Here is a 24,167-nt window from a genome sequence, read left to right on the forward strand (position 1 = left end):
TTTTGCATCTTTTTTATCTTTACTTTTGATTTGTAATCAGATTAATAAAAAAATAAGGAAATGAGTTATTATAAAATAAATAATCTCGAACATTATTTTAAAATGTATAAAAAATCCATTCGTGAACCCCGAAAATTTTGGGACCGAATCGCGGATGAGAATTTTACTTGGTACCAAAAATGGGACAAAGTTTTAGAGTTCGATATGCAGGAAGCCGACTTCAAATGGTTTGTGAATGCTAAAGTAAATATTACCAAAAATTGTATAGATCGGCATCTAGCCAAAAGAGGGGAGAAAACGGCCATCATTTTTGAGCCCAATGACCCCAACGAGGCCGCGCAACATATCTCCTATAACGAATTATATGCTCGTGTAGCTCGAATGGCGAACGTACTTCGGGATCAAGGCATCAAAAAAGGGGATCGCGTTTGTATTTACCTTCCGATGATACCTGATTTGGCAGTAGCTGTATTGGCTTGTGCCCGAATTGGCGCTATCCATTCTGTGGTGTTTGCCGGATTTTCAGCCTCTGCTGTTGCGGCACGTATTCAGGATTGTGAAGCCAAAATGGTGATTACTTCTGACGGAGGGTATCGTGGTGATAAAACCATTAATTTAAAAGGTATTGTTGACGAGGCCTTGGAAAAATGTCCCACGATTGAAACCGTATTAGTAGCACGTCGCACCAATCAGAATGTCCCCATGAAAGAAGGACGTGACTTATGGTTGCAACCTTTATTGGATGTTGCAATTCCAAATAATGTAGCGGAAATCATGGATGCTGAAGATCCCTTATTTATTCTGTACACTTCGGGGTCAACTGGAAAACCCAAAGGGATGCTGCATACGACTGCAGGATATATGGTGTATACCGCTTACACGTTTAAAAACATTTTCAATTATGAAGAAAATGATGTGTATTGGTGTACGGCCGACATAGGTTGGATTACAGGTCACTCTTACATTTTATACGGCCCATTATTAAATGGCGCTACAACAGTGATTTTTGAAGGTGTTCCTTCCTATCCCAATTTCAGTCGTTTTTGGGAAGTCATAGAAAAACACAAAGTCAATCAATTTTATACGGCTCCAACTGCCATTCGTGCGTTAGCGAAAGAGAGTTTGGATTACGTGCAAAAATATCCATTGTCTTCATTAAAAGTAATTGGTTCAGTAGGTGAGCCAATTAATGAAGAAGCATGGCACTGGTACAATGATCATGTAGGTGGTAAACGTTGTCCATTAGTGGATACCTGGTGGCAAACCGAAACCGGAGGAATTATGATTTCACCCGTTCCTTTTGTAACGCCTACAAAACCAACTTATGCGTCTTTACCTTTACCCGGAATTCAGCCCGTATTAATGGATGAATTGCGCAATGAAATTGAAGGCAATCAAGTGACCGGAAGTTTGTGCATCAAATTCCCTTGGCCAAGTATGGCGCGAACCATTTGGGGCGATCATCAACGGTATAAAGAGACCTATTTTTCGGCTTTTCCTGGAAAATATTTTACGGGTGATGGAGCTTTACGTGATGAAGTGGGCTATTACCGAATCACCGGTCGGGTAGATGATGTCATCATTGTTTCAGGGCACAACCTTGGTACCGCACCTATTGAAGATGCAATTAACGAACATCCCGCAGTGGCAGAAAGTGCAATTGTAGGTTTCCCACATGACATTAAAGGTAATGCGATGTACGGATTTATTATTTTGAAAGAAATAGGAGAGACCCGTAATCGTGAAAATTTAGCGAAAGAAATCAACCAATTAATTTCGGATCAAATTGGCCCGATTGCCAAATTGGATAAAATACAGTTTGTGAGCGGTTTACCCAAAACCCGTTCAGGAAAAATTATGCGTAGAATATTGCGTAAAATCGCAGAAGGTGACTTCAGTAACTTCGGTGATATTTCAACGTTATTAAACCCGGAAATCGTTGAAGAAATTAAAAACGATCGCGTTTAGTTATTAGTTTATTTAGTTTATTGGTTGAAAACTGCTTTCTTATGAAGGCAGTTTTTTTATTTTTTAAGCACAGCCATTAGTGTTTTCTCCATCACTTTATATCCTTCTAAATTGGGATGTACTCCATCTTCACCATATTTCTTAGCTAATCCAGAATCACTATCTTTCAAAGGCGTATAATAATCCACCAAAGGAAGCGCATTTTTAAGTGCATAATTTTGAATCAAAGCATTTAATTCAGTCACTTTTTCTGTTGGAATAATTTCAGGATGCCAGGGAAATCGATTGGCGGGAACCAATAAACAAAGAATGGGTTGGATTTTATTCGCTTTTGCTAAATCCACCATTGATTTAATATTGTCAAAAATTTGAGGAACAGAAATCGGACCGGCATTTTGGGCAATATCATTAATTCCAGCTAAAATAACCACCGATTTAGGTTGCAATGCAATAACATCTTGTCGAAAACGCAATAGCATCTGACTTGTGGTTTGTCCACTTATTCCACGATCAATCAATTGGTTTTGTTCAAAAAATTGGGGGTCATTCACTTTCCAAAACTCAGTAATAGAATCACCCATTAACACTGTTTTTCCTTGAAAGTTGGATTCCAACATAATCATTTTATTTTCGGAGTCATATTTTTGATAATCAACAAAATCACTCACTTTTGTTTGCGCAATTAATGAAGAAGCGAATAGAAGGATAAAATAGGGTTTGATGTTCATTTTTGATTCGTAATAAATATTTCAATTTCTCGTTGGGACAGCTCAGGATTGGCACCTTGTTTCCCAGCTACCAATGCGCCAACAGCACAACCGAAAGTTACGGCTTTTTGCGGATTATTTTCATTCAAAAACACGGAAAGTAAACCGGCTAGAAAACTATCTCCTGCACCAATGGTATCCACAACTTCAACTGCAAATCCTGGGGAATAATAAAATTTTTCTTGGGTATAAAACACCGCACCTTTCGCACCTAAAGTCACACAGATATTTTCGACCCCCGTATAGTTCGATAAAAATTGTATATGCCCTTCTAGGGTATGATGCCCCGAACCCAATGCAGGACAAACTTCAAAGAGTTCGTCATCATTTAATTTTAATAAATCCGCATGGATCATCAACGCTGCCAAGGCATCAATGTCGTAATACGGCGGACGAATATTTACATCAAACACTTTGTATTTTGCATGTTTCAAATAGGTGAGCAAACTTGCTTTTGACGTTTCGTCGCGGGTGGCCAATGAACCAAATACAAAGGCATCCGATTGGCAAACAGCCTCAATAGCAACATCTTCAACAGCAATTTTATCCCACGCAACCGGATATACAATTTCATAGGAAGCATGCCCTTTTTCATCCAAATGAACCAATACTTCACCGGTTTTCAAATCGGGATCCGTTTGGATTAATGCTGTGGAAACTCCTTTTTTAGCTAGAATAGCAATCAATTCTTCACCCAAAGAATCATTTCCTTTTCTACTTATAATTTGGGAAGAAACCCCCAGCGATTGCAAACGAATGGCTACATTCATAGGGGCTCCACCGGCAATAGCACCCGTTGGCAAAACATCCCATAATATTTCTCCAAAACAAACTACCTTTTTCATGATCTAACTTTTTAGACTTTCCGAAACATCTTCCAAGGATTTTCCTTTGGTTTCGGGCATTTTTAAATATACCCAAGCCAATTGCCCGATCATCATGATACAGAAAAAGGTAAACACAGAAGCTGCTCCAATTTTTTCAATAGTAAAAGGCATAAAGGCGGGAATTATGGCCGCTAGAACCCAATGCACCGAAGAACCAAAGGATTGTCCCGCAGCGCGTAATTTATTGGGAAATATTTCAGAAATGAATACCCAAATTACCGCACCTTGTCCGATAGCATGAGCCGCGATAAAGACAAAAAAGAAAAGCGGCACCAACATACCTTTCCATTCCAAAGCAAAAGCGATGGCTACTAATCCGAGGGAAATGATATAACCAATTGAACCGACATACATCAATGTTTTTCGCCCATATTTGTCAATGAGTCCGACACCAATAATGGTAAAAATTAAATTAATTAATCCAATTCCCATACTGCTTAAAAAAGACGCCGACTGTTCTAAACCCGCCAATTCAAAAATTCGAGGCGCATAATATAAAAATGCGTTAATTCCTGAAACTTGATTGAAAAAAGCGATAAAAAAGGCGAGGAGTAGGGGTTTGCGATAGGTTTTTAAAAATAGAGATTCAGAAGTTGGGTCATTCTTTTTTTCATTTAAAATGGCATGAATACTGTTCTGAGGATCAACTGTTGGGTCAATCGCTTTAAGTATTTGCACTGCTTTTTCAGTATCGTTTTTATATTCTAACAGCCACCTCGGACTCTCGGGAATACCCAAAACCATTATTGTATAGAGCAAAGCAGGAATTGCTTGGATTCCGAGCATCCATCGCCATGCATTTTCACCAATATCGCGTAAAAAATAATTAGAAACGAAAGCGACCAATATTCCGAAAACAATATTGAATTGGTACAAGGCAACCAATTGACCCCGTTTCGCAGCAGGAGCAATTTCAGAGACATAAGCCGGAGCAGCAATGGTAGAGACTCCAATCCCGAGTCCGCCTAAAAACCGAAATACCGCAAAAGAAACGGGATCATTTGCCATACAAGTTCCCACAGCCGAAAGCAAAAAGAGCACACCGATAGCAACTAATGTTTTTTTACGTCCCCAATGATTGGTGGGCCACGAACCGAAAACTGCTCCAACAACAGTTCCCCAAAGTGCTGATGACATGACCACCAAACCATGGTATAAATTGGAGCTATTCCATAAGGTTTGAAGTTGTTTGTCAGCACCTGAAATCACAACAGTATCAAATCCGAACAGAAATCCGGCCAAGGCCACGACAATGGACCAATAAAATATTTTACGATAATTCATAGTGATAGTTATTTTTTCCAAATAGAAGGAATTGCGTTGATGGTTAAATTTTTGATTTTTTGAACTGAATTCGAAGTGATTGAAATATCCGAATAGGGTTGAATAGGGAAAAATAAATTGGTCATGGAATATTTCCCGTCATTAATAAGCAGTTCAATCGACGATGCATCCAATAGCATTTGAACGGAAGTAATCTTTTCAGGCACCGCCATGGTTTGGATTTTTGTACCAAAAATTGCACTAAATCCAACTTGTCCCGATTGGGATCGATCCGTTTGAATTACGCCATTGGCAAAAGTGATCTGAAATTGTTCTTTAGCACTATTTAAAAGAGTGATTCTAAAGTCGGATGCCTCAGTAGCAAATGAAATTTCAGCTTGTTCCAATTCCAATCGCTTTTTCTCAAAAGGCAAAGAGGCAATGATGGCTTTATACAATTCGTTTTGATTGTATTGGAAAACAGGCAATAGGGATTGCTTTAGGAAAAATTGATTTTTTGAAGCGACCAATTCGAGTTGACGCGGCACTGTCATGGCACTTCGCCAAACCTCAGTGGGCACTTTGGTGGCATATTGCCAATTACTCATCCATCCTAAAAGAATACGTTGGTTATCGGGTACATTGGAAAAAGTGACGGCTGCATAAAAATCAGTGCCGTGATCCATCCAAAGAGAAGACTGACTAGGAGTGAAGGTTTTTCCATCGAAATCACCTACAAAATAGCGTGTTCCCGAACCGCCATTCGGACATTTATCACCGTGATTAACGATCATTACCCATTTTGTGATACCCTCCGAAGTTGTCATAGGAAACAAATCGGGACATTCCCAAACACCGAGATTTTGCAGATCATTATCGGGTTTAAAATCACTTTCTTTTTTCCATTCTTTTAAATTGGGGGACGAAAAAATTCGTATATGATCACCAACCGCCAATACCATATTCCAAAGCTGTGTTGAAAGGTTCCAGAAAACTTTTGGATCCCGAAAATCTTGTTCCCCAGTATTGTTGAGTACCGGATTTTTATCATATTTCACCCAGGTTTTTCCTTCATCCAAACTGTATGCAATTCCTTGCGATTCGGTATTTTTTTTACCTGATTTCCAAATTTCATCGTTGTGGTACGTGAAAATAGCAATCATGGCGTTTTTTCCAAATCCAGCGGTATTTTGAGTATCAATAACGGCACTTCCTGAAAAAATCCAACCCAAAGCATCGGGATATAAAGCGATTGGTAGCTGCTCCCAATGCATTAAATCGTAACTCACAGCATGGCCCCAATGCATCGGACCCCAAACTGTAGCTTCAGGATAATATTGATAGAATAAGTGGAATTTACCGTTAAAATATACCAAGCCATTGGGGTCATTCATCCAATGTGCAGACGGAGTGAAGTGAAATTGCGGACGATAAATTTCGTCGTAATTTTGCGCATAAATTGTAATTCCAGTAAAGAATAGTGCAGCAAATAGCGATTTCATGAATTAAATTTTGCTAAAAATAACAAAAAATCAATTCTTTAACACTTATCGCAAACCTAATTTTGATTTTAATTTGAGAAACATGAGGGCGATGTTATAGGCATCGTCAGTTGTGGAAACATGCTCTGTCGTGGGAAGTTTGTAATGGGCTGCCAATTCGTCTAATGCGAAATTTTTATCCGAAATATCGTGCAGTTTTTTGTACATGATTTCAATATCCAATGCTTCATTTCGCAAGCGACCACAACCTAATTTTTCTAATAGTTCATTCAACATTTCGACATCAAAATAAGTGCGGTGTCCAACTAATACGGCATTATCGATAAATTTGATAAAATTCTCGATAGCCGCAGGTTCGGCGAGCTTGGGCTGCAAACTTTCCATTCCAAAGTCATGATTAAGGCCATTATCATGCAAATATTTATATTGCGGAATCGCAATTTCAAAAACATCACCCACAATCACTTGATCGTTAATGATACCGATAGCTCCAATGGAAAGCACTACATCTTTTCGCGGATTGAGTCCGGTAGTTTCTAATGAAAAGGCGACATAGCGATTGGACTTTTTATCAAATTTTGACAAATAGTCTTTCCAAAATTCCGGATAATCTTTGTTTATGTTTTTTAACCAATCCAGCATATTAGGAGAATTGTGTGAGTTGATAATTGTCTTTAATCAGTTCTTCCAATTCACGCATGGGTTGTAACGCGTGTTTTAATTTTTCTTTGTCGACTTTGCTCATTTCTTCCAAATCAATATACTGTCCATCGTCGTCATTTTTCAAACCTTCTAGGGTTCTAAATTTGGACAACTCTAGAAAGGCTTCGGCACAGTTTACATAAATTTCAGCATGTTTTGGATCAATAATTGCGAGATGTTTGTAACGATGATAGGTACTATTTATGCCTTTAATGGAATTGCTAATCACCAATAATCGAGCAGCATCTACTAAAGGAAGAATTCCACGGTTTTTAATGTCAAATTTTCCTTTAAACGTGCCTTCTTCTTCCACATTGAACTTTTTAAAGAACGTTAGTGCGGGTGGTTTACGAAGAGCATCATTCCCTAAATAATCAAAAAACAAGACATTGTTTTTGGCATTTTTGAAAATCACATCCGTCAAAGCATCTTCTAATTTTTGTTCGCCAATAGCCATTTCGTAATCAAAAAATACGCTACTGATTTCGTTGGATTTTTCACCTGGAGTATTCATCCAGTTGTTGTACTGTTTCACCCAATCTGTCAACGACTTACACCAAAGCATATTACTTGCCATATGATTTTGAGAACACATTTTATACCCCACTTTTTCTAAAGTCCCGGTGGTTTTTTTGGCCAATCGAATAAAGTAATCTTTGGTGTTTCTATACTTATCCGCTGGGACATCTTCAAAGATTAGAATACTATCTTGATCGGTTAACAACAATTGTTCTTTTCGACCCTGACTGCCAATGCACAACCAAGCATAACGAGCAGGAGGGGACCCAAGGTCCAAAATTGCAAGTTCGACCGCTCTTTTTACTATAGCTAACGTAATTTCACCGGCAATGCTGTTAATGTGAGTCAACGGAATCGTTCTATTTAAAGACGATTGAATGATTTCGTATAATTTATCCCGAACAATTTTGAGTTCTTTAGCCGAATTAGATTTCTTAATTTCTTTCAATAGAACGCCCGGGTTATTGGCTTGCGCAACCACCAAATCGTGCTCGGAAATGATTCCTTTGACTTCCGATTTGTCGGTTCCATCCAAGGTTACACACAAATGGGTGACGCCGTGTTTTAACATCACCAATTGGGCTTCTGCCACGGAGATATTTTCATTAACCGTAATAACTGGCGCATTCATTAATGTGGGAATTAGCGACAGAACAGGAATACGACCTGTAGCTACTTTGGCGCGAAAATCTTTATCGGTAACAATGCCAATGGGACAGGCTTGATCGATAATTAAGGCGCTATCCAATAAATTATCAGTCATCAATTGCGCGACATCGCGGATGGTAGTCGTAGCGCTCACTTTCAACGGATTACGATTGTAACTCAAGGTTTGAAAATACAACATATCTGATTGATTCTCATTGAATGCTACGGTATCTGACAAAAGACCTTTGGCTTGTTTATCAGCTTGGTTTTTGGAATTGGTGGCGAAACTTTCCAGTAAAAAATCTAAGACTTCTTGATTTTGAGAAACATACGGTTTGAATGTTGCAATTGGAATGGCATACACAATACAATCGTCTTTGGCTTTGGCGGTCATTTGGTAATTATTCTTTGCAAAAAAAGGACGCAAACCAAAAATATCACCCGAATGGCATTTATTGAGTAGCATTTCATCGGCATCAGAAACCACCATTAAATTTATAATTCCTGACGCTACCACATAAAACGAATCATGTAATGCATCATTGATTTGAAATAGCGTTTTGTTTTTATCTAAATTATGAACGCGAACAGTCATGGCGATTTTTACCAAATCATCATAGGCTAAAAAATTGAACGGTTCATAATCCTTTAAAAAATCAGCAATTCGCTGTGCAATAGCATTACTCATAGTAGTTTTCAAACAATAACGACACAAAGTTAAGAAACTATATGTTGGGAGTGGGTATTTTTAGGTATAATTAGTATGGGTTGCCAATATTCAAATATACGGTTATGATTTGTTTATTTTCTATTTTACATAATATAAATTATAAATCATATATATTTATTTAATCTTAGTTTTAATTGTAGTTTAAGATTATTCTTCAGCCATCAATTTTTCACGCATTTTTTTTGAAGTAGCTAAAACTAGCTTTTCTTTGTAGTCTTCAATTAACCACAAGCGATAATTTTTTGTAGTATTTCCTAATAGAACACAATATTGGCGAACACGGTATTCAATATCATCCGCCAATTCTTTAGTTAAAAATTTAGCCGAGATTTGATCCTCTGCATTTTCAACGCAAATACGCGCATGTTGGTCAATCGATTTGTCAATGACCGTTTTGGCTTTCAAATTATTTTTTACGGTGAATTTAAATTCTTCATGGAGATCAAATTCAAAGTCAACCGATTTACTGAACTTTTTACGCAATTCAGGCGGCATCTCGTACTTAAAATTGCTTTCTATCTCGGCATCATCGCGGAGACTAGCCAAATAAAATTCAGGAGCTTTAAATATATGTTGCCAATCTACAGGATTATTCCACAAGCCAAAACGTAAGGCATTATTTCCCAAATCAATAATCGTAAATTCTTCTTTATTGGGCAAACGTCGAGAACCCCGACCAATCATTTGAAAATAAAGTGTGATGGACTTTGTTGCTCGATTCAAAATGATGCTTTCAACTGTGGGTTCGTCAAATCCTGTCGTTAAAATACTTACCGAAGTCACAATTGCATCCGGTGTTTTTTTGAACCATTTCAGAATTTCTTTCCGTTCGTCATTGGGTGTTGTATTGTCCAAATGGCGGATGTTCAATCCTGCCTTTTTAAACGTTTCATACACATACAATGAGGTGCTGATACCGTTATTGAAAATCAATGTTTTTTTACCCATTGATTTTTCCATGTAGGCATGCAACAATTTCTCCTGCATCATCAAGTTGGAATACAATTCATCGGATGACTTTACGGTATAGTCGCCATTGATTCCCACTTTCAAAGAAGTCAGCCCCACATTGTAACTATAGGTTGTCGCTTTGGCTAAGTATTTTTGATCTATTAAATTTTGAATGGTATCCCCTACGATCAATTCATTGTAATTTTGATACATGGGTAATTTTACATTCGAACTCAAAGGTGTTGCGGTAACTCCTAAAATAAAGGTATCTTTAAATGCACTGAATAATTTGCGAAAGGAATTAAAATGCGCTTCATCGACAATCACTAAACCCACATCGTGAATGGCTAATTTTTTATCGTTTAAGCGATTTTTTAAGGTCTCAACCATGGCCACAAAACAAGAATACTCTTCTTGATCAGGCAATTCTTTGATATCGCTATTGATGACTTTGTTTTTAACTCGAAATGTATTCAGCATTTTTGAAGTTTGCTTGCACAATTCGATGCGATGGGTTAGCACCACCACTTTTTTCTGATGTTTTTCAAGATAGCGACGGGTGATTTCAGAAAAGATTACCGTTTTTCCGCCACCTGTAGGCAATTGATACAACAAATGATAATTTGAAGGCGCGTTATCCAATCGCTCGAAAATTTTATCGATGTCCCGTAATTGGTAATCGTAAAGTTCCTTTCGATCCTCTAATTCGTCAAATAATTGTTGATCCAACATTCAAAAATGAAATTTTGCAAAAATAAGTTTAAAAAAGAGTGGCAACCTAATTTTTAACAAAAAATATATCCTGAATTTGTAAACAATTTTAAAGTTATTTTAGGTTAAATCTAAATCGTGATTCCTAATTTTGCATAAACCCAAAACAGATGACCCGACTTTTTCGATCCATTGCTTTTTTAGAAGGCATTTCCTATTTGGTTTTATTTGCCAACATGCTCATTGTAAAACCAAATGATTTAACGCTATATAAGACCCTACTTTTTCCCATTGGTATGACACACGGGCTTTTGTTCATTGCCTATGTATACTTAGCCTTTGCAATTAAAACTCAACAACAATGGACATGGCGTGATTTGGGTTGGATTCAAATAGCGTCATTGCTCCCCTTTGGAACCTTTGTCATGGAAAAAAAATATTTCTAATATGCATCAAAAACTAGAAAGTTTATTTGGTTGGCTATACCCCCTGCTCCGTAAAATTGGATTAGGAGATACAGTTGCGTCATATTCCAGTTTATTGGTCAATATGATTCAAATGATTGTTTTAGCCTACCTAATTTATATGCTGTTTCGACTGGTTTTAGTGACGTTTATGGCAGTCATTGCTAAGAAAACCCGAACCAATTTCGATGACTTATTGGTCAGTAATAAAACGGCTAAATACATTTCTTACCTCATTCCGTTCTTATTTATTTACAAATCGGTTCCTGTCATATTAGAAAATTATGTCTATTGGGAAGCTTTTTTCGGTAAAGTAGTTGGTATATACATTGTTGTACTCACTTTGTGGATTATTCGAAGTATATTAAAATCCATAAGGGATTACATGAAGGAAAAACCCAAGTATAGTGACAAACCTATCGATAGCTTTATCCAAGTCATCATGATTATGTTGTGGATTTTTGGGATTGGAATTATCATTTCAAAAATATTCGACATTTCCACTAATGCCTTATTAGGAACACTAGGAGCCGTTTCGGCTTTTGTAATTTTGATTTTTAGAGATACCATTTTGGGTTTTGTAGCCAGTGTTCAAGTGGCTTTGAACGATATGGTCCGCATTGGAGACTGGATTACTTTTGACAAATTTGGTGCTGACGGGGATGTAATTGAAATCAATTTGGCCACAGTAAAAGTGAGAAATTTTGATAATACCACTACTACAATTCCTACCTACAGTTTAATTTCCGATTCTTTCCGCAATTGGCGCGGAATGCTGGATTCTGATGGCCGACGTATTAAGCGCTCTATACTTATCAAGTCCAAAAGCATACGTTTTCTAAACGATGACGAATTGTATAAACTCAAACGTATTCAGCTTATTTCGAACTATATCGACCAACGACAACAAGAGGTTTCGGAATACAATCAATTGCACAGTATAGACAAGTCACTTTTGGTGAACGGTCGAAATTTGACCAATTTCGGATTGTTTAGAAAATATATTACAGGCTATTTGGAACAACACCCAGGAATAAACAAAGACATGATTTTGTTATGCCGCCAATTGCAACCCACTCCACATGGTATGCCCTTGGAAATTTATGCCTTTTCAAAAGACCAACGTTTTGAACAGTATGAATACATAATGGCGGATATTTTTGATCATATATTGGCGGCTGTACCCTACTTTGATTTAGAGATTTTTGAATTAGCAACCGATACTAAATCAGAAATTTAATCTTTTTTATTTAATCGATCACTAACATACTCAATTTTGGTTTTACCGTGGGCTTTGGGCTTTCCATTTTCATCCACGCCTACCATGGTAATCACATCAATGGAGATTATCGTTTCACGGGTCATCATATTGCGCACTTCACACATTAACGTAAGGGAAGTTGTACCGAATTTCACTACATCGATACCAATTTCTATTATATCTCCTTGTTTGGCCGAACTTCTGAAATTAATTTCCGACATGTGTTTTGTCACTACTCGAGGTGTTTCCAATTGAATAATGGCATACAGAGCCACTTCTTCATCTATCCAAGCCAATAAACGTCCCCCAAACAATGTGCTGTTCGGATTTAAATCTTCGGGTTTAACCCATTTTCTAGTATGAAAACGCATGTAGTATATTTTTAAATTAGGAGCAATCAAAAACACAAAGTAAGAAAAAACTTATTTTTGTTAATGAAATTGTTTGTAAAAATAAAGAATCTTTTAACACATTTACTTGCTAATAACCTGCAAACAATTATATTTGCAACACAAAGTATAAATTTAACTAAATTCTAATATGAAGAAAATTACTTTGTTGTCGCTTTTAATGGCTTCATCTGTAGCACTTCAGGCTCAGAAAAAAGAAGAAGTAAAAGACACAACCGCAACATCTGAATTTAACAAGTGGACTATTGAGGCAACCGTTGGTCAAGCCAAGGGTGTTAAACCTTATGCAGTTGGATATTTTTCGAGCGATCCAGGTGCTTTTTTGGGCAAACCACAAGCCAATAGTTTTTCATTGTCAGGTCGTTATATGTTAAGTCCTAATTTTGGATTTAGAGGTTCTTTACATTATGACAATTTAAAAAACATTAAAGACAACGGAAGTAAACCTTTTGAAATGCAACAATTTGGTGTAGGTTTAGAAGGTGTTGTTAATTTATCTCGATTATTAGGAATTCAAGAGAACTTAAACCGTTTTGGTTTATTGGCTCATGGAGGTATTAAAATTGATGCAATGACTTCAAAAACAGCGAATGTTTTTGAAAATGATCATAACAATGGTGTTACGGAATGGAATGGTGGTTTAGTAATTGGTGTTACACCACAATTTAGAATTACCCAAAAATTAGCTGTAATGTTAGATGTTTCCGTTCAAAACAATTACCGTCAACACTTCAATTGGGATGGGTCGTATTCTGAAATTACCAACAACTTAAACGGTCAATTAATCACAGGTTCATTAGGTCTATCGTATTCTTTTGGACCAAATGACATACATGGTGACTGGGCTGTAATTCGCGACAAAAAATCGGATGAAATCGAAGCATTGGGCAAACGTATCGACGATATGGAAACTTTAATGAACGATACCGACAAAGACGGAGTTCCAGATTATCTAGATCAAGAAAACAATTCAGTTGCGGGTGTTGCTGTTGATACAAGAGGTAAAATGGTTGATATCAATCGTAACGGTGTGCCAGATGAGTTAGAACGTTATGTCGATAAAACTACTAAAGAAGTTAAACAACAGTCTAATGAAGATATGGTTACGAAATTAATCAATGAAGGTTATGTAACTACTTATTTCGATACTAATAAATCGACACCAACCAATGTTTCTACAGAAGGCATCGACTTTATGTTGACCTATTTGAGAAATTTCCCGAATACTAAAATTGAAATTATCGGACATGCTGATGAAGTTGGTTCAAGTGCATTCAACAATAACTTAGCCAACAAACGAGCAGAAGCAGTGAAAGCTATCTTAGTGAAAGCGGGAATCGCTGCAGACCGTATGACTGTTGTCACTCAAGGTGAAGACACTTCGGTAGATCCAAACTCTGATGGTGCTAGAAAATTAGTAAGACGTGTTACTTTCCGTGTTAAATAATTAACAACGAAGTATTCATAACTATAACAAAGCCTCTGCAATTTGCAGGGGCTTTTTTTATACCTTTAAAAGAAAAATGGAACCGAGAGACCCCAGTCTAATGGAATTGCGAGGCAATGCTATTGGCACCATCAACCCTAATTCTTCTTCCGAGGAAGTTTTTCAAAATCAAACCCTCCGCCCTATTCTGAAATTGCAAAACGATTTGTTCATTGAAGTGTTTCGGAATTATGCTGTCAAACAGAAAAGCGTTTTCTTTACATTAGGCCCCGACAAGAAAATGGCCTATATCGAAAATGTGATACAAAGGGATATAAAATTCCGTAATTCACTGAAAGGAATGGTAATTGGATTATTTACAGTACAAGAATACCAAGAGTACATCCTTAATTCCTCCAACCTGAACAAACGTATGATGAATATGTTAATTGAACGCTTGAAAAGTCAGGTCCAACTTTTTGAAAACCCATAAAAAAACCGGAGTACAATGCTCCGGTTTTTTATTTATTTTTTATCTAGTCTTCATCATCATGTTTTTCCACTGAAGTAGGCGAAGCTGTATTGCCTTCATTTCGAATTTCAGTGTGGCGAATTTCTCCCCCACTTGTTCCTGTAGCTTTTCCTAAAAGAACTCCTGCTATCGATACTACCAAAGCCGCAATGGTTACCCATTTTGCTTTAGTATTTTCTTTCACATTCAAATACCATCCTACAATGGAGACCAAACCAAGGGCATATAAAACCAAAGCTAGTTTTTCTGCAATTTCCTCATGCTCGTGGATGATTTCATGTCCAATACCAGGTAATTCCTCAACCATTTCTTCAGCACCTTCTCCTGTAGCCATACTGGCTAAAGTTGCAATTGCTCCAATAATGAATAAAAAGTAGGCTGTATTCTGTATCGTCTTATTTTTTAAAACAATTCCGCCAACCAAAACAATAAATCCTAAAATAATTCCGATGATGGGAAAATGATTTACCACCATGTGTAAATGTGCATCATTCATACGCTTTGTTTGTTTATTAATTATTAACTTTCTAATTGTACACCAATCAGCGAACCAATGCCATAGGTTACGGCAGCGGCAGCCAATCCAAATCCAATTTGTCGAAAACCGGAATACCAAATGGACTTCCCTGTAAATAAAGTGATGGATGCGCCAATCGTAAACAAGCCGAATACACTAGCCGCCAAACTTACCAAAATTGCAGGAAACCCCGATAAAAAGAAAAATGGAAAAAGGGGAATAATCGCTCCGATAGAAAACAATAAAAAGGATGTAATGGCAGCTTCCCAAGCGGAACCTCCTAATTCCTCTTTATCAATTCCCAATTCTTCTACAATTAAAGTATCGATAGCTGATTCTTTAGATTCAAAGGCTTTATCCGCCAAATTTTTAGCTTCACTCTCTGACAATCCTTTGGCTTGGTATAATAATATGAGTTCTTTTTTCTCTTCTTCTGGAGACGCTTCCAATTCCGCCATTTCCAAATCGATTTGACGTTGATGTAATTCACGCGAACTCTGCACGGACAACCATTCGCCCAAAGCCATTGAAATCGCACCCGCCAATAGTCCGGCCGTACCAGTTAACAAAATAGTATTGTTTTGTGCGGCTGCACCAGCGACTCCCATTACCAAACTCATATTGGACACCAAACCATCATTCGCTCCCAAAACCGCAGCACGCAAAGCATTTCCTCCTACTGATTTGTGTCGACTCTCAAACTTGGATAAAAATCCGCCCGAAACATTTAAGGCTTGGTTCGAATTTACAGCCTCTATAATTTTTAAGTGATTGTGTTCAAATCCCGATATTTCCTCACCTTGTTTTCGTTTGTTACGAATCGTATTGACTGCAAATTGTTTTTCAACACTTGCCAAACTACTGATAATCGAACTGTACCCAAAAAATTTTCCCAACCGCAATTGCAATTTGGCTCTTCGGGACGGATTGGGCATTTTGTAGTTCGGACTCACTTTTTGTAGTTCACCCAACATGTGTTGCGCATGTCCTTCTTCAATTTTTGCTAATGCTTCTAAAACCCGAAACAAACTTTGATCTTCTTGAATAGCGGCTATACTGTGGTATAAAAAAGCCGTATCGACTTCGACTTGTAATTGTGCTTGTAATCGGGAAATATCCATAACTAATTGATTAAATCAAATACTCCTTTGAGCAATACTTTGGAATCGGGTTTAATTTTTCCATCCACAGCAATCTCTTCAAAATCATCGGAAGAAGCGCCAACAACAACAGGAACTTTAGTAAAATGAATTCCTTTACCATCTTCATGGTGAAATAAAAGTACGAAATATTTATCATTTTCTTTACCTAAAGCATCTTTTGGTACCGCATACCCTTTTTTTCGATCCACCACAATATTGGCTTCAATAAACATTCCGGTCAATAATTTTTGCTTTACTTTTTCATCCAAATGCCCATGAACATTGGTGGTACGGTCGGTTCCTTCAATAGACTTACCAATCAAATGCACCTCGCCTTCAAAAACTTCTTTAGAAGCTTCGGGTACTGTAAATTTGATCAATTGATTTTCTTTTACTTTTAAAATGTCTTTTTCAAAAACACTTAACTCGATGTGTAATTCTTTATTATCCACAATTTCCATTAACATTTCTGAGGGATTTACAGCCATACCCACAGCGGCATTGACAGTAGTGATATCCCCAGAAATAGGCGCATATAACGTAATTGTTGACGCAATTTTTCCCTTTTCAACTTGACCTGGATTAATAGTCAACATCAATAACTTTTGACGTAACGATTGGTATTGACCTAATGCGGTTTTATAATCACTGTCCGCCTTTAAATAATTCTTTTGCGACGTGATTTTCTCGTCATACAAGGTCTTTTGACGTGTATATTCCGATTTTAAATATTCCAATTGACGGGCAATGGTCAAATAGTCTTTTTGCATATCCACGACTTCCGGACTTTCAATGGTAAGTAGTGCTTGTCCTTTTGCCACTTTATCACCGATGAGTAGGTTCGAACTCTTTACAAAACCCGAGATGAACGTGGTGATTTTGGCTCTATTTTTAGGTGGAACATCAATGCGTCCTGAGGCTTTTACAGCCACATCAAAGTCCATCGCAACAGGCGTTCCCATTGCCATTCCCATATTTTCAAATTGGGCTTTGGTAACCGTTACATATCCAGTATCAGCCGAAGATTCTGGTGCGGTTGCGGGTTCATTTTTACAACTTAAAACAAGTAAACTTAACGATAATGCAATATATTTTTTCATCTTATTGAAGTGTCAAATAAATTAATTGATAGTGAAGGGCATTGTATTGGTAAACAGCATTTAGGTATTCAGCCCGGATTCCTGTGGCATTTTCTAAACTGAGAATGTATTGAAAAAAATCAATTTCACCATGCTTATAACTCATCTCGGCCACTTTGATAATTTCGTTGGCCAATTGATTACCCGTTTCCTGGTAATACTGCATGGTTTTTTGATATTTATCTAATTCTTTTTTTCGAGCGATAATCGATTGTTCTAATCGTTTGAGTTCATTCTGCTTCTGGGATTCCCAACGTTGTTGCTCCAATTTTGCCACTTTATTCTTGGCTTGAAACGAACCATAAAACAAAGGAACTCCTAATCCGACTTGAAAACCATAAAGTGAAGTCGATAAACCGTTATTTTTTCCTTGAAAATATTCCAAATTGATATCGGGTAACCAACCTTGCTTTTGCAAATACACATTTTGGTCGTTTACTTTACTTATGGACTGAAAATAAGACTCATAGGCTTGTTTGTTTGAACTATAATCTAAGGCAATTACCGGTTCTAATTTTTGGGTTTGAAGAATAGGTTTTTCTTTATCCTGAATGAAGGCAGCTAAACGAGCATAAGCGGCTTCCAAATCCAAATCCAATTGCTCGAGTTGGGTATGAATTTGGCGAAACTTACTCTGGGCCGTAATTTTTTCCAAATAATTGCTTTCTCCCAATTCAAACTTTCTACCACTGGCTTTGGAAAAATTTTGGTACAAACTATCGAGATAACGATACATTTGTTTTTGATGGTTCAAATATACAATCGTATTGTATAATTGGGCGACTTCTTGAGATAGCTGCAACTTTTGCAACTCCAATCCTGCTTTTTCTCGCTCATATTCAGCACGAAGCAATTTCTTTTGAGCGCTGTATACCGTTGGAAAACTAAATTTCTGTTGGACACCCACTACTTTTAGTGGCAAATTATTCAAAGCCAAATTATTCTGATCATAGCCATAGTAAATACTGGTTTTATCTATGGAATAGGCCGTTCCTTGAGCAGCTTTCGCCTTTTCAATTCCGGTATTGGCCGCTTTAATTCCCAGATTATTTTCGGTTGCTTTTTGAATTAAACTTTCCAATTCCGTATTTTTTTGTTGGGCAAAAGTTCCCAAGCTACTGAATAAGAAACCGAAAACAACAACTGTTGCATTGATTTTAAATTTGGCTTTTTTCCCTTCTTTGGAATCCAAAAGTTTATACAACACTGGTAAAACAATCATCGTTAACAGTGTTGCCGTAAACAAACCACCAATCACTACGGTTGCCAACGGACGTTGCACCTCTGCTCCTGCCGAACCGGAAATCGCCATAGGCAAAAACCCTAATGCGGCCGCTGATGCCGTTAACAACACAGGACGTAAACGGTCAGTAGTTCCTTTTTTGATTAATTCATCGATATCGGTCATGCCTTCGTGTTTTAATTCTTTAAAATGTTCAATCAACACAATTCCATTTAATACCGCAATTCCGAACAAAGCAATAAACCCTACTCCTGCCGAAATACTAAACGGTAAATCCCGTAACCATAAAAATAATATTCCTCCTACGGCTGATAATGGAATAGCTGAATACACCATTAATGCTTCTTTTACGGATTGAAAAGCAAAATACAATAAGACAAAAATGAGGAATAAAGCGATAGGCACAGCAATCATCAAGCGGGCTTTGGCACTTTGCAAGTTTTCAAACTGGCCGCCATACGTAATATAATACCCTTGGGGTAACTTGATTTTTTCGTTGATAATCTTTTGCACATCATCCACCACACTTTGCATGTCGCGGTTTCTAACATTGATTCCCACCACAATTCGTCGGTGGGTATTGTCTCTTGAGATTTTTGCCGGACCTTCGGTATATTCAATTTTTGCCAATTGATACAAAGGAATTGGCTCACCACGCGGAGTGGTTACATATAGATTTCGCAAATCATCAATATTCTGACGTTTGTCTTTGTCCAAACGGATAACCATATCAAATCGTTTTTCGCCTTCGAATACGGTTCCCACAGTTGCACCCGCAAATCCGAGGGCAATCATCTCATTCAAATCGGCTGTATTTAAACCATAACGTGCAATTTTTGTGCGATCAAACTGCACCGACATTTGTGGCAATCCTTCTGTTTTTTCAACGATAATATCCGAAGCGCCTTCGACATCTTTAATAGCATTCTTAATTTGTGCAGCTCTTTTTGCCAAAACATTCAAATCTTCCCCGAAAATCTTAATCGCTACATCACTTCGCGTTCCCGAAATCAATTCGTTGAAACGCATTTCGATGGGTTGAGTAAATTCAATTTCAATATTCGGTATTTGCTTTTCGACAGCTTCTTTGATTTTATCGGCCAATTCATCTTTTGTCGATGCAGAGGTCCACTCCCCTTTTGGTTTTAATTTGACAATAATGTCACTTTCCTCCATACTCATCGGGTCGGTGGGCACCTCTGCAGCACCAATCCGACTCACCACTTGTTGCACTTCTGGAAAATTTTTCAAAATTGTATTCTCAATTTGGGTGGTAATTTTTATGGTTTTGGATAACGACGTTCCGGTTTTTAATACAGGCTGAATCACGAAATCGCCTTCATCTAGGGTCGGAATAAATTCCCCACCCATGGTTGTAAATAATGCAATAGCAAGCACTAACAAAGCCCCAGCACTGTACATTACTTTTCGGGTATTCTTCAAAGCCCATTCGATAATTGGGCGGTATAGGGCATTTAATTTGTTGATCAAGCGCACTGAAAAAGTATCCGTACGTTCTTCTTTTGCTTTTAAAAATAAGGAAGAAACCACAGGAACATACGTAAAACAAAACAGCATAGCGCCCACTAAGGCAAAACTAAACGTCATCGCCATTGGTTTGAACATTTTCCCTTCAACACCCGATAAGGATAAAATCGGAATAAAAACAATCAAGATGATTAACTGACCGAATACGGCTGAATTCATCATCTTTGAAGCACTTTTGAACGTGATTTCGTCTATCTGAATTTGGCGTTCTGATTTTGATAAATGATTTAAATGTTTGGCTTTGTGCGCAATTTGGAAAGCAATAAATTCCACGATAATTACGGCTCCGTCAATGATAATTCCGAAGTCAATAGCACCCAAACTCATCAAGTTGGCATCGATGTTAAAAATATTCATGAACGAAATGGCAAACAACAAACAAAGTGGAATCACCGAAGCGACCACCAATCCCGAACGCCAATTGCCAAGCAATAAAACCACTACAAAGATGACAATCAAACAACCTAAAATGAGGTTTTCAGCTACTGTAAAGGTTGTTTTTCCCACCAATTCGGAACGTTCCAAAACCGGATTGATATAGACGCCTTTCGGTAAGGTTTTTTGAATTTCGGCCACTCGGGTTTTAACATCATGGATCACTTGTTTGGAGTTTCCTCCTTTTAACATCATGATTTGTCCCATCACTTTTTCACCTTGACCATTACCTGTAATGGCACCAAAACGATTGGCACTACCAAAACGAACTTGCGCTACATCATTAACATAGATGGGCAATCCGTTTTTGTTGGCTACCACAATATTTCCAATATCTTCAAGCGAACTCACTTTCCCTTCGCCACGAATAAAATAACTTTGGTTTACTTTTTCAATATAGGAACCACCCGCAATACTGTTGTTTTTTTCCATTGCCATAAAAACCTCTGCAGTGGAAATGTTCATGGCTTTCAACTTGGATGTATTGATGGCGACTTCATATTGTTTCAAATAACCGCCCCAGGTATTGATTTCAACTACGCCTTTAATTCCCGAAAGTTGGCGTTTAACCGTCCAATCTTGAAGGGTTCGTAAATCGGTGGCATCATACAAGTCTTGATAAGCCGGTTTAACTTCTAATGTATATTGGTAAATCTCTCCCAAACCTGTCGTAATCGGACCCATTTGTGGAGTTCCAAATCCGGGTGGTATGTTTTCAGAAGCGGCTTTGATTTTTTCAGCGATCAATTGACGCGGTAAATAGGTCCCCAAATCATCTTCAAAAACGATGGTTACCACAGAAAGACCGAATTTTGAAACGGAACGAATTTCCTTCACTCCTGGTAAATTCGCCATTTCTATTTCGACGGGATACGTTATAAACTGCTCGATATCTTGGGTTGAAAGATTACGTGAAGTGGTAATTACTTGGACTTGGTTGTTGGTTACATCAGGAACCGCACCGATTGAAATTTGAAAAACAGAGAATATTCCGAAGCCTAGTACTAAGGCGGTGAACAACAAAACGATTAACTTGTTTTTTAAGCTAAAGGCAATAATCTTTTGGAGCATGGCTACTATTTTATACTACAAAAGTAGGAAAGCAATTTTTGGATTTGTTTAAGATAGGCTTAATTTTCGACAGGAAAAACCAAGCAAAATCGAGTACCTTGGTTCACTGTAGAATCCACAATTACTTGAATCCCCAACACATCAGACAATCGTTTTACAATGGATAACCCCAGACCGTTGCCCTTAATTTCAATTAAATCCAAGGTCGATTTTGTTCGGTAAAACGAATTGAAAATTTTCTGCAGTTCGTCGGCGGCAATGCCCATTCCATTATCTTGAATTATGAGATGAATTTCTTGGGGTTGGGTTTGCATATAAAACGAAACTTCTCCTCCTTCTGGCGTGTATTTCAAGGCATTCGAAATAATATTATTCAAAATGATAGACAGAAAATAAAAATCGGAAACGACTTCAATATTTTGGGAGTAATGTTCTTTGATTTGAATTTTTCGAGACAAAATCCGTTCGTCAAAGCGTGACAAACACTCACTTATGGCGTTATTCAAACTTATTTTCTGAAGATTCAAGGATTGCTTTTGATTTTCCAATCGGGCCAACAACAACAATTGATCCACCATTTTATTGATGCGATCCACTTCTTGAATACAATAGGCAATTTTCTGATTGTATTCGTCAACCGTTCGGGGTTTTCGGGATAAAACTTCCAAAGTTCCTTTAATCACCGCTAAAGGTGTTCGTAATTCATGCGAAGCATCCGATGTAAACTGCTTTTCCCGCTCCACCGCATTTTCTATTCGATCCAACAAATTATTGATGGTTTGGGTCAGAATATAAATCTCATCCTTATTCTGCGGCAATTGAATACGGGCATTCAAATTATCTTTTGAAATGGTATCCGATGTAGCAATAACATTTTGAATGGGACGAATGCTGCGACCAGCGATATAACGAGCAATAAGAAATAACAATAAAAGAATCGTGGGATAAGCAATTTCAAGAACAAAAAGCAAATTATTCATCACCAACATGGCGTCTTCAAGCGACATGGCCACAATGAGATATCCAATTTTATCATCATTTTCAAAAATAGGCATTTGGATTTGTCGAATTTTGTGATGGTCCAACTGACTGTCAAACAACACGCGGTCTTCGACATTTTTATTCAGTGTGATGGTGTGGTTTTTTAGGTTGGGTGATTTCTCGAATATTCTCCCGTTGACATCGGTAAATTGAACAAATACCGGATTTACATCCAAGGTATTGTGCTCCCGTTCCCTCCATTCTTCTTCGTGTACAATTTTTATTTCGCCGTAATGAACCGAAATTTCAGTCATGTGCTTTTGTACTTCCGAATCAATATCGGTATCGACGTGTTGGTAAACACTAAATTTGACCATGTTATAAATCACAAAAAAAGCCACAAATACCAGTATTCCCGTGGTGAGAATATAGTATAAGGCAATCCTGTTTTTTATCGGACGGTTAAACATGGTGGTCGTCGTTGTGGGGTTCGATATGAATTAACACATGACCGAGTTGCGGAATTTCATTTCGCAAAGTATCTTTCAATAAATGGGCAATGTCATGGCCTTGTTTCACCGTTAAATCCCCATTCACAATAGCGTGTAAATCCACATGGTATTTCATTCCGGCTTTGCGAATAAAACATTTTTCTGTATCTAAAATTCCGGGAACTTTTTGTGATTCAATGCGAATTTCTTCCACCAAATCATCGTAAAAATGTTCGTCCATGATTTCGCCCAAAGCGGGACGGAAAATCAAATAACTGTTGTATAAGATAAAACCCGAAGCAAACAATGCCGCCCAATCGTCGGCAGCTTCATAACCTGGACCCATGTAAAGCGCAATACTTATCCCAATAAACGCGGCTACAGAAGTAATGGCATCACTTCGATGGTGCCAAGCATCAGCCTTTAAAGACGAACTGTGGGTTTCTTTGCTTTTCTTTAAAACAATACGGAACGAAATTTCTTTCCAAATGATGATTGCTCCAAGTATAAACAAGGTAAAAGGCTTGGGTAAAGCATGGGGAGTACTAATATTATCAATGCTTTCATAAGCAATAATGGACGCTGATATCACCAAAAAAGCCACTACAATAAACGTAACCAAGGGTTCGATTCGTCCATGACCGTAAGGATGATTTTCATCGGCGGGCCGACTCGCGTACTTGAGTCCGAGCAACACCAGCAACGATGCAAAAATATCCGTAGTGGATTCTATAGCATCTGCTATTAAGGCGTATGAATTCCCGAAAATTCCGGCCAAGCCTTTGATTAAAGCCAACGTAGTATTGCCAGCAATGCTGAAATAGGTGGTTTTTACGGCAGTTTCGGTATGTTGATTCAT

At 37.7% G+C, this 24,167-nt stretch carries 19 protein-coding genes; 5 read left to right on the plus strand and 14 right to left on the minus strand.

The genetic code is table 11. From position 1 onward, the window contains the following. The first annotated feature begins 60 nt into the window (after positions 1 to 60). Entirely contained in the window at positions 61 to 1,968 is a 1,908-nt protein-coding gene (gene acs, locus OLM45_RS09790) for an acetate--CoA ligase (protein WP_264509778.1), read from the plus strand. Between the two features lie 56 nt (positions 1,969 to 2,024). Here acs and OLM45_RS09795 read toward each other — a convergent pair whose 3' ends face one another. The 7 genes from OLM45_RS09795 to OLM45_RS09825 all read right to left on the minus strand — a co-directional run bounded on the left by OLM45_RS09795 (position 2,025) and on the right by OLM45_RS09825 (position 10,669). Next, the gene (locus OLM45_RS09795) at positions 2,025 to 2,696 is read right to left on the minus strand and encodes a GDSL-type esterase/lipase family protein (RefSeq protein ID WP_264509779.1); all 672 of its coding nucleotides are present in this window, start codon (positions 2,694 to 2,696) and stop codon (positions 2,025 to 2,027) included. After that, positions 2,693 to 3,580, minus strand: coding sequence for a carbohydrate kinase family protein (locus OLM45_RS09800; protein WP_264509780.1), 888 nt, complete (start codon positions 3,578 to 3,580; stop codon positions 2,693 to 2,695). Before OLM45_RS09800 ends, OLM45_RS09795 begins: the two co-directional genes overlap by 4 nt. A 3-nt stretch (positions 3,581 to 3,583) precedes the next feature. Further along, entirely contained in the window at positions 3,584 to 4,906 is a 1,323-nt protein-coding gene (locus OLM45_RS09805) for a sugar porter family MFS transporter (RefSeq protein ID WP_264509781.1), read from the minus strand. Positions 4,907 to 4,914: 8 nt separating this feature from the next. Continuing rightward, positions 4,915 to 6,387: a glycoside hydrolase family 32 protein gene (locus OLM45_RS09810; RefSeq protein WP_264509782.1), complete on the minus strand. Its 1,473-nt coding sequence runs from the start codon at positions 6,385 to 6,387 to the stop codon at positions 4,915 to 4,917. Positions 6,388 to 6,432: 45 nt separating this feature from the next. Then, entirely contained in the window at positions 6,433 to 7,029 is a 597-nt protein-coding gene (locus tag OLM45_RS09815; RefSeq protein WP_129461200.1) for a PolC-type DNA polymerase III, read from the minus strand. A gap of 1 nt (position 7,030) precedes the next feature. Continuing rightward, entirely contained in the window at positions 7,031 to 8,944 is a 1,914-nt protein-coding gene (locus OLM45_RS09820; RefSeq protein ID WP_264509783.1) for a DUF294 nucleotidyltransferase-like domain-containing protein, read from the minus strand. A 189-nt stretch (positions 8,945 to 9,133) separates the two neighbouring features. Next, on the minus strand, positions 9,134 to 10,669 hold the full coding sequence (locus tag OLM45_RS09825) for a DEAD/DEAH box helicase (protein WP_264509784.1): 1,536 nt from the start codon (positions 10,667 to 10,669) through the stop codon (positions 9,134 to 9,136). A 149-nt stretch (positions 10,670 to 10,818) separates the two neighbouring features. Between OLM45_RS09825 and OLM45_RS09830 the strand changes: the two genes are divergently transcribed. Then, complete coding sequence (locus tag OLM45_RS09830) at positions 10,819 to 11,094, plus strand: DUF3817 domain-containing protein (protein ID WP_264509785.1); 276 nt, start codon at positions 10,819 to 10,821, stop codon at positions 11,092 to 11,094. 1 nt (position 11,095) lies between these two features. Beyond that, the gene (locus OLM45_RS09835) at positions 11,096 to 12,352 is read left to right on the plus strand and encodes a mechanosensitive ion channel family protein (protein WP_264509786.1); all 1,257 of its coding nucleotides are present in this window, start codon (positions 11,096 to 11,098) and stop codon (positions 12,350 to 12,352) included. On the opposite strand, the gene OLM45_RS09840 is transcribed toward OLM45_RS09835, so the two are convergent. Then, positions 12,349 to 12,744, minus strand: a complete 396-nt coding sequence (locus tag OLM45_RS09840; protein WP_264509787.1) for an acyl-CoA thioesterase — start codon at positions 12,742 to 12,744, stop codon at positions 12,349 to 12,351. The two genes, OLM45_RS09835 and OLM45_RS09840, sit on opposite strands and share 4 nt — an antisense overlap. Before the next feature lie 169 nt (positions 12,745 to 12,913). Here OLM45_RS09840 and OLM45_RS09845 point away from each other — a divergent pair, with 169 nt between their 5' ends. Beyond that, complete coding sequence (locus OLM45_RS09845) at positions 12,914 to 14,230, plus strand: OmpA family protein (protein ID WP_264509788.1); 1,317 nt, start codon at positions 12,914 to 12,916, stop codon at positions 14,228 to 14,230. A gap of 76 nt (positions 14,231 to 14,306) precedes the next feature. Further along, complete coding sequence (locus OLM45_RS09850) at positions 14,307 to 14,702, plus strand: glyoxalase (RefSeq protein WP_264509789.1); 396 nt, start codon at positions 14,307 to 14,309, stop codon at positions 14,700 to 14,702. Between the two features lie 43 nt (positions 14,703 to 14,745). Here OLM45_RS09850 and OLM45_RS09855 read toward each other — a convergent pair whose 3' ends face one another. From OLM45_RS09855 to OLM45_RS09880, 6 genes are all read right to left on the minus strand, one after another. Beyond that, entirely contained in the window at positions 14,746 to 15,237 is a 492-nt protein-coding gene (locus OLM45_RS09855) for a DUF2231 domain-containing protein (protein ID WP_264509790.1), read from the minus strand. A gap of 23 nt (positions 15,238 to 15,260) precedes the next feature. Continuing rightward, on the minus strand, positions 15,261 to 16,379 hold the full coding sequence (locus tag OLM45_RS09860) for a VIT1/CCC1 transporter family protein (RefSeq protein ID WP_264509791.1): 1,119 nt from the start codon (positions 16,377 to 16,379) through the stop codon (positions 15,261 to 15,263). 2 nt (positions 16,380 to 16,381) lie between these two features. Further along, positions 16,382 to 17,500 carry an efflux RND transporter periplasmic adaptor subunit gene (locus OLM45_RS09865; protein WP_264509792.1) on the minus strand — a complete coding sequence of 373 codons (1,119 nt, stop codon included), beginning with the start codon at positions 17,498 to 17,500 and terminating at the stop codon, positions 16,382 to 16,384. 1 nt (position 17,501) lies between these two features. Beyond that, on the minus strand, positions 17,502 to 21,836 hold the full coding sequence (locus OLM45_RS09870; protein ID WP_264509793.1) for a CusA/CzcA family heavy metal efflux RND transporter: 4,335 nt from the start codon (positions 21,834 to 21,836) through the stop codon (positions 17,502 to 17,504). 59 nt (positions 21,837 to 21,895) lie between these two features. Further along, entirely contained in the window at positions 21,896 to 23,194 is a 1,299-nt protein-coding gene (locus OLM45_RS09875) for a sensor histidine kinase (RefSeq protein ID WP_264509794.1), read from the minus strand. Positions 23,195 to 23,279: 85 nt separating this feature from the next. Further along, positions 23,280 to 24,167, minus strand: a complete 888-nt coding sequence (locus OLM45_RS09880) for a cation diffusion facilitator family transporter (protein WP_264509795.1) — start codon at positions 24,165 to 24,167, stop codon at positions 23,280 to 23,282.

The sequence above is a fragment of the Flavobacterium sp. N1719 genome, assembly GCF_025947045.1.
Lineage (GTDB): Bacteria > Bacteroidota > Bacteroidia > Flavobacteriales > Flavobacteriaceae > Flavobacterium > Flavobacterium stagni.

Excerpts from the sequence above, each read along its gene's own strand:
- OLM45_RS09825 (WP_264509784.1), bottom strand. The coding sequence starts at position 10,669 with ATGTTGGATCAACAATTATTTGACGAATTAGAGGATCGAAAGGAACTT.
- OLM45_RS09855 (WP_264509790.1), bottom strand. The coding sequence starts at position 15,237 with ATGAATGATGCACATTTACACATGGTGGTAAATCATTTTCCCATCATC.
- OLM45_RS09805 (WP_264509781.1), bottom strand. The coding sequence starts at position 4,906 with ATGAATTATCGTAAAATATTTTATTGGTCCATTGTCGTGGCCTTGGCC.
- OLM45_RS09800 (WP_264509780.1), bottom strand. The coding sequence starts at position 3,580 with ATGAAAAAGGTAGTTTGTTTTGGAGAAATATTATGGGATGTTTTGCCA.
- OLM45_RS09880 (WP_264509795.1), bottom strand. The coding sequence starts at position 24,167 with ATGAATCAACATACCGAAACTGCCGTAAAAACCACCTATTTCAGCATT.
- OLM45_RS09840 (WP_264509787.1), bottom strand. The coding sequence starts at position 12,744 with ATGCGTTTTCATACTAGAAAATGGGTTAAACCCGAAGATTTAAATCCG.
- OLM45_RS09815 (WP_129461200.1), bottom strand. The coding sequence starts at position 7,029 with ATGCTGGATTGGTTAAAAAACATAAACAAAGATTATCCGGAATTTTGG.
- OLM45_RS09795 (WP_264509779.1), bottom strand. The coding sequence starts at position 2,696 with ATGAACATCAAACCCTATTTTATCCTTCTATTCGCTTCTTCATTAATT.
- OLM45_RS09845 (WP_264509788.1), top strand. The coding sequence starts at position 12,914 with ATGAAGAAAATTACTTTGTTGTCGCTTTTAATGGCTTCATCTGTAGCA.
- OLM45_RS09860 (WP_264509791.1), bottom strand. The coding sequence starts at position 16,379 with ATGGATATTTCCCGATTACAAGCACAATTACAAGTCGAAGTCGATACG.
- OLM45_RS09865 (WP_264509792.1), bottom strand. The coding sequence starts at position 17,500 with ATGAAAAAATATATTGCATTATCGTTAAGTTTACTTGTTTTAAGTTGT.
- OLM45_RS09820 (WP_264509783.1), bottom strand. The coding sequence starts at position 8,944 with ATGAGTAATGCTATTGCACAGCGAATTGCTGATTTTTTAAAGGATTAT.
- OLM45_RS09870 (WP_264509793.1), bottom strand. The coding sequence starts at position 21,836 with ATGCTCCAAAAGATTATTGCCTTTAGCTTAAAAAACAAGTTAATCGTT.
- OLM45_RS09835 (WP_264509786.1), top strand. The coding sequence starts at position 11,096 with ATGCATCAAAAACTAGAAAGTTTATTTGGTTGGCTATACCCCCTGCTC.
- acs (WP_264509778.1), top strand. The coding sequence starts at position 61 with ATGAGTTATTATAAAATAAATAATCTCGAACATTATTTTAAAATGTAT.
- OLM45_RS09875 (WP_264509794.1), bottom strand. The coding sequence starts at position 23,194 with ATGGTCAAATTTAGTGTTTACCAACACGTCGATACCGATATTGATTCG.
- OLM45_RS09850 (WP_264509789.1), top strand. The coding sequence starts at position 14,307 with ATGGAACCGAGAGACCCCAGTCTAATGGAATTGCGAGGCAATGCTATT.
- OLM45_RS09810 (WP_264509782.1), bottom strand. The coding sequence starts at position 6,387 with ATGAAATCGCTATTTGCTGCACTATTCTTTACTGGAATTACAATTTAT.
- OLM45_RS09830 (WP_264509785.1), top strand. The coding sequence starts at position 10,819 with ATGACCCGACTTTTTCGATCCATTGCTTTTTTAGAAGGCATTTCCTAT.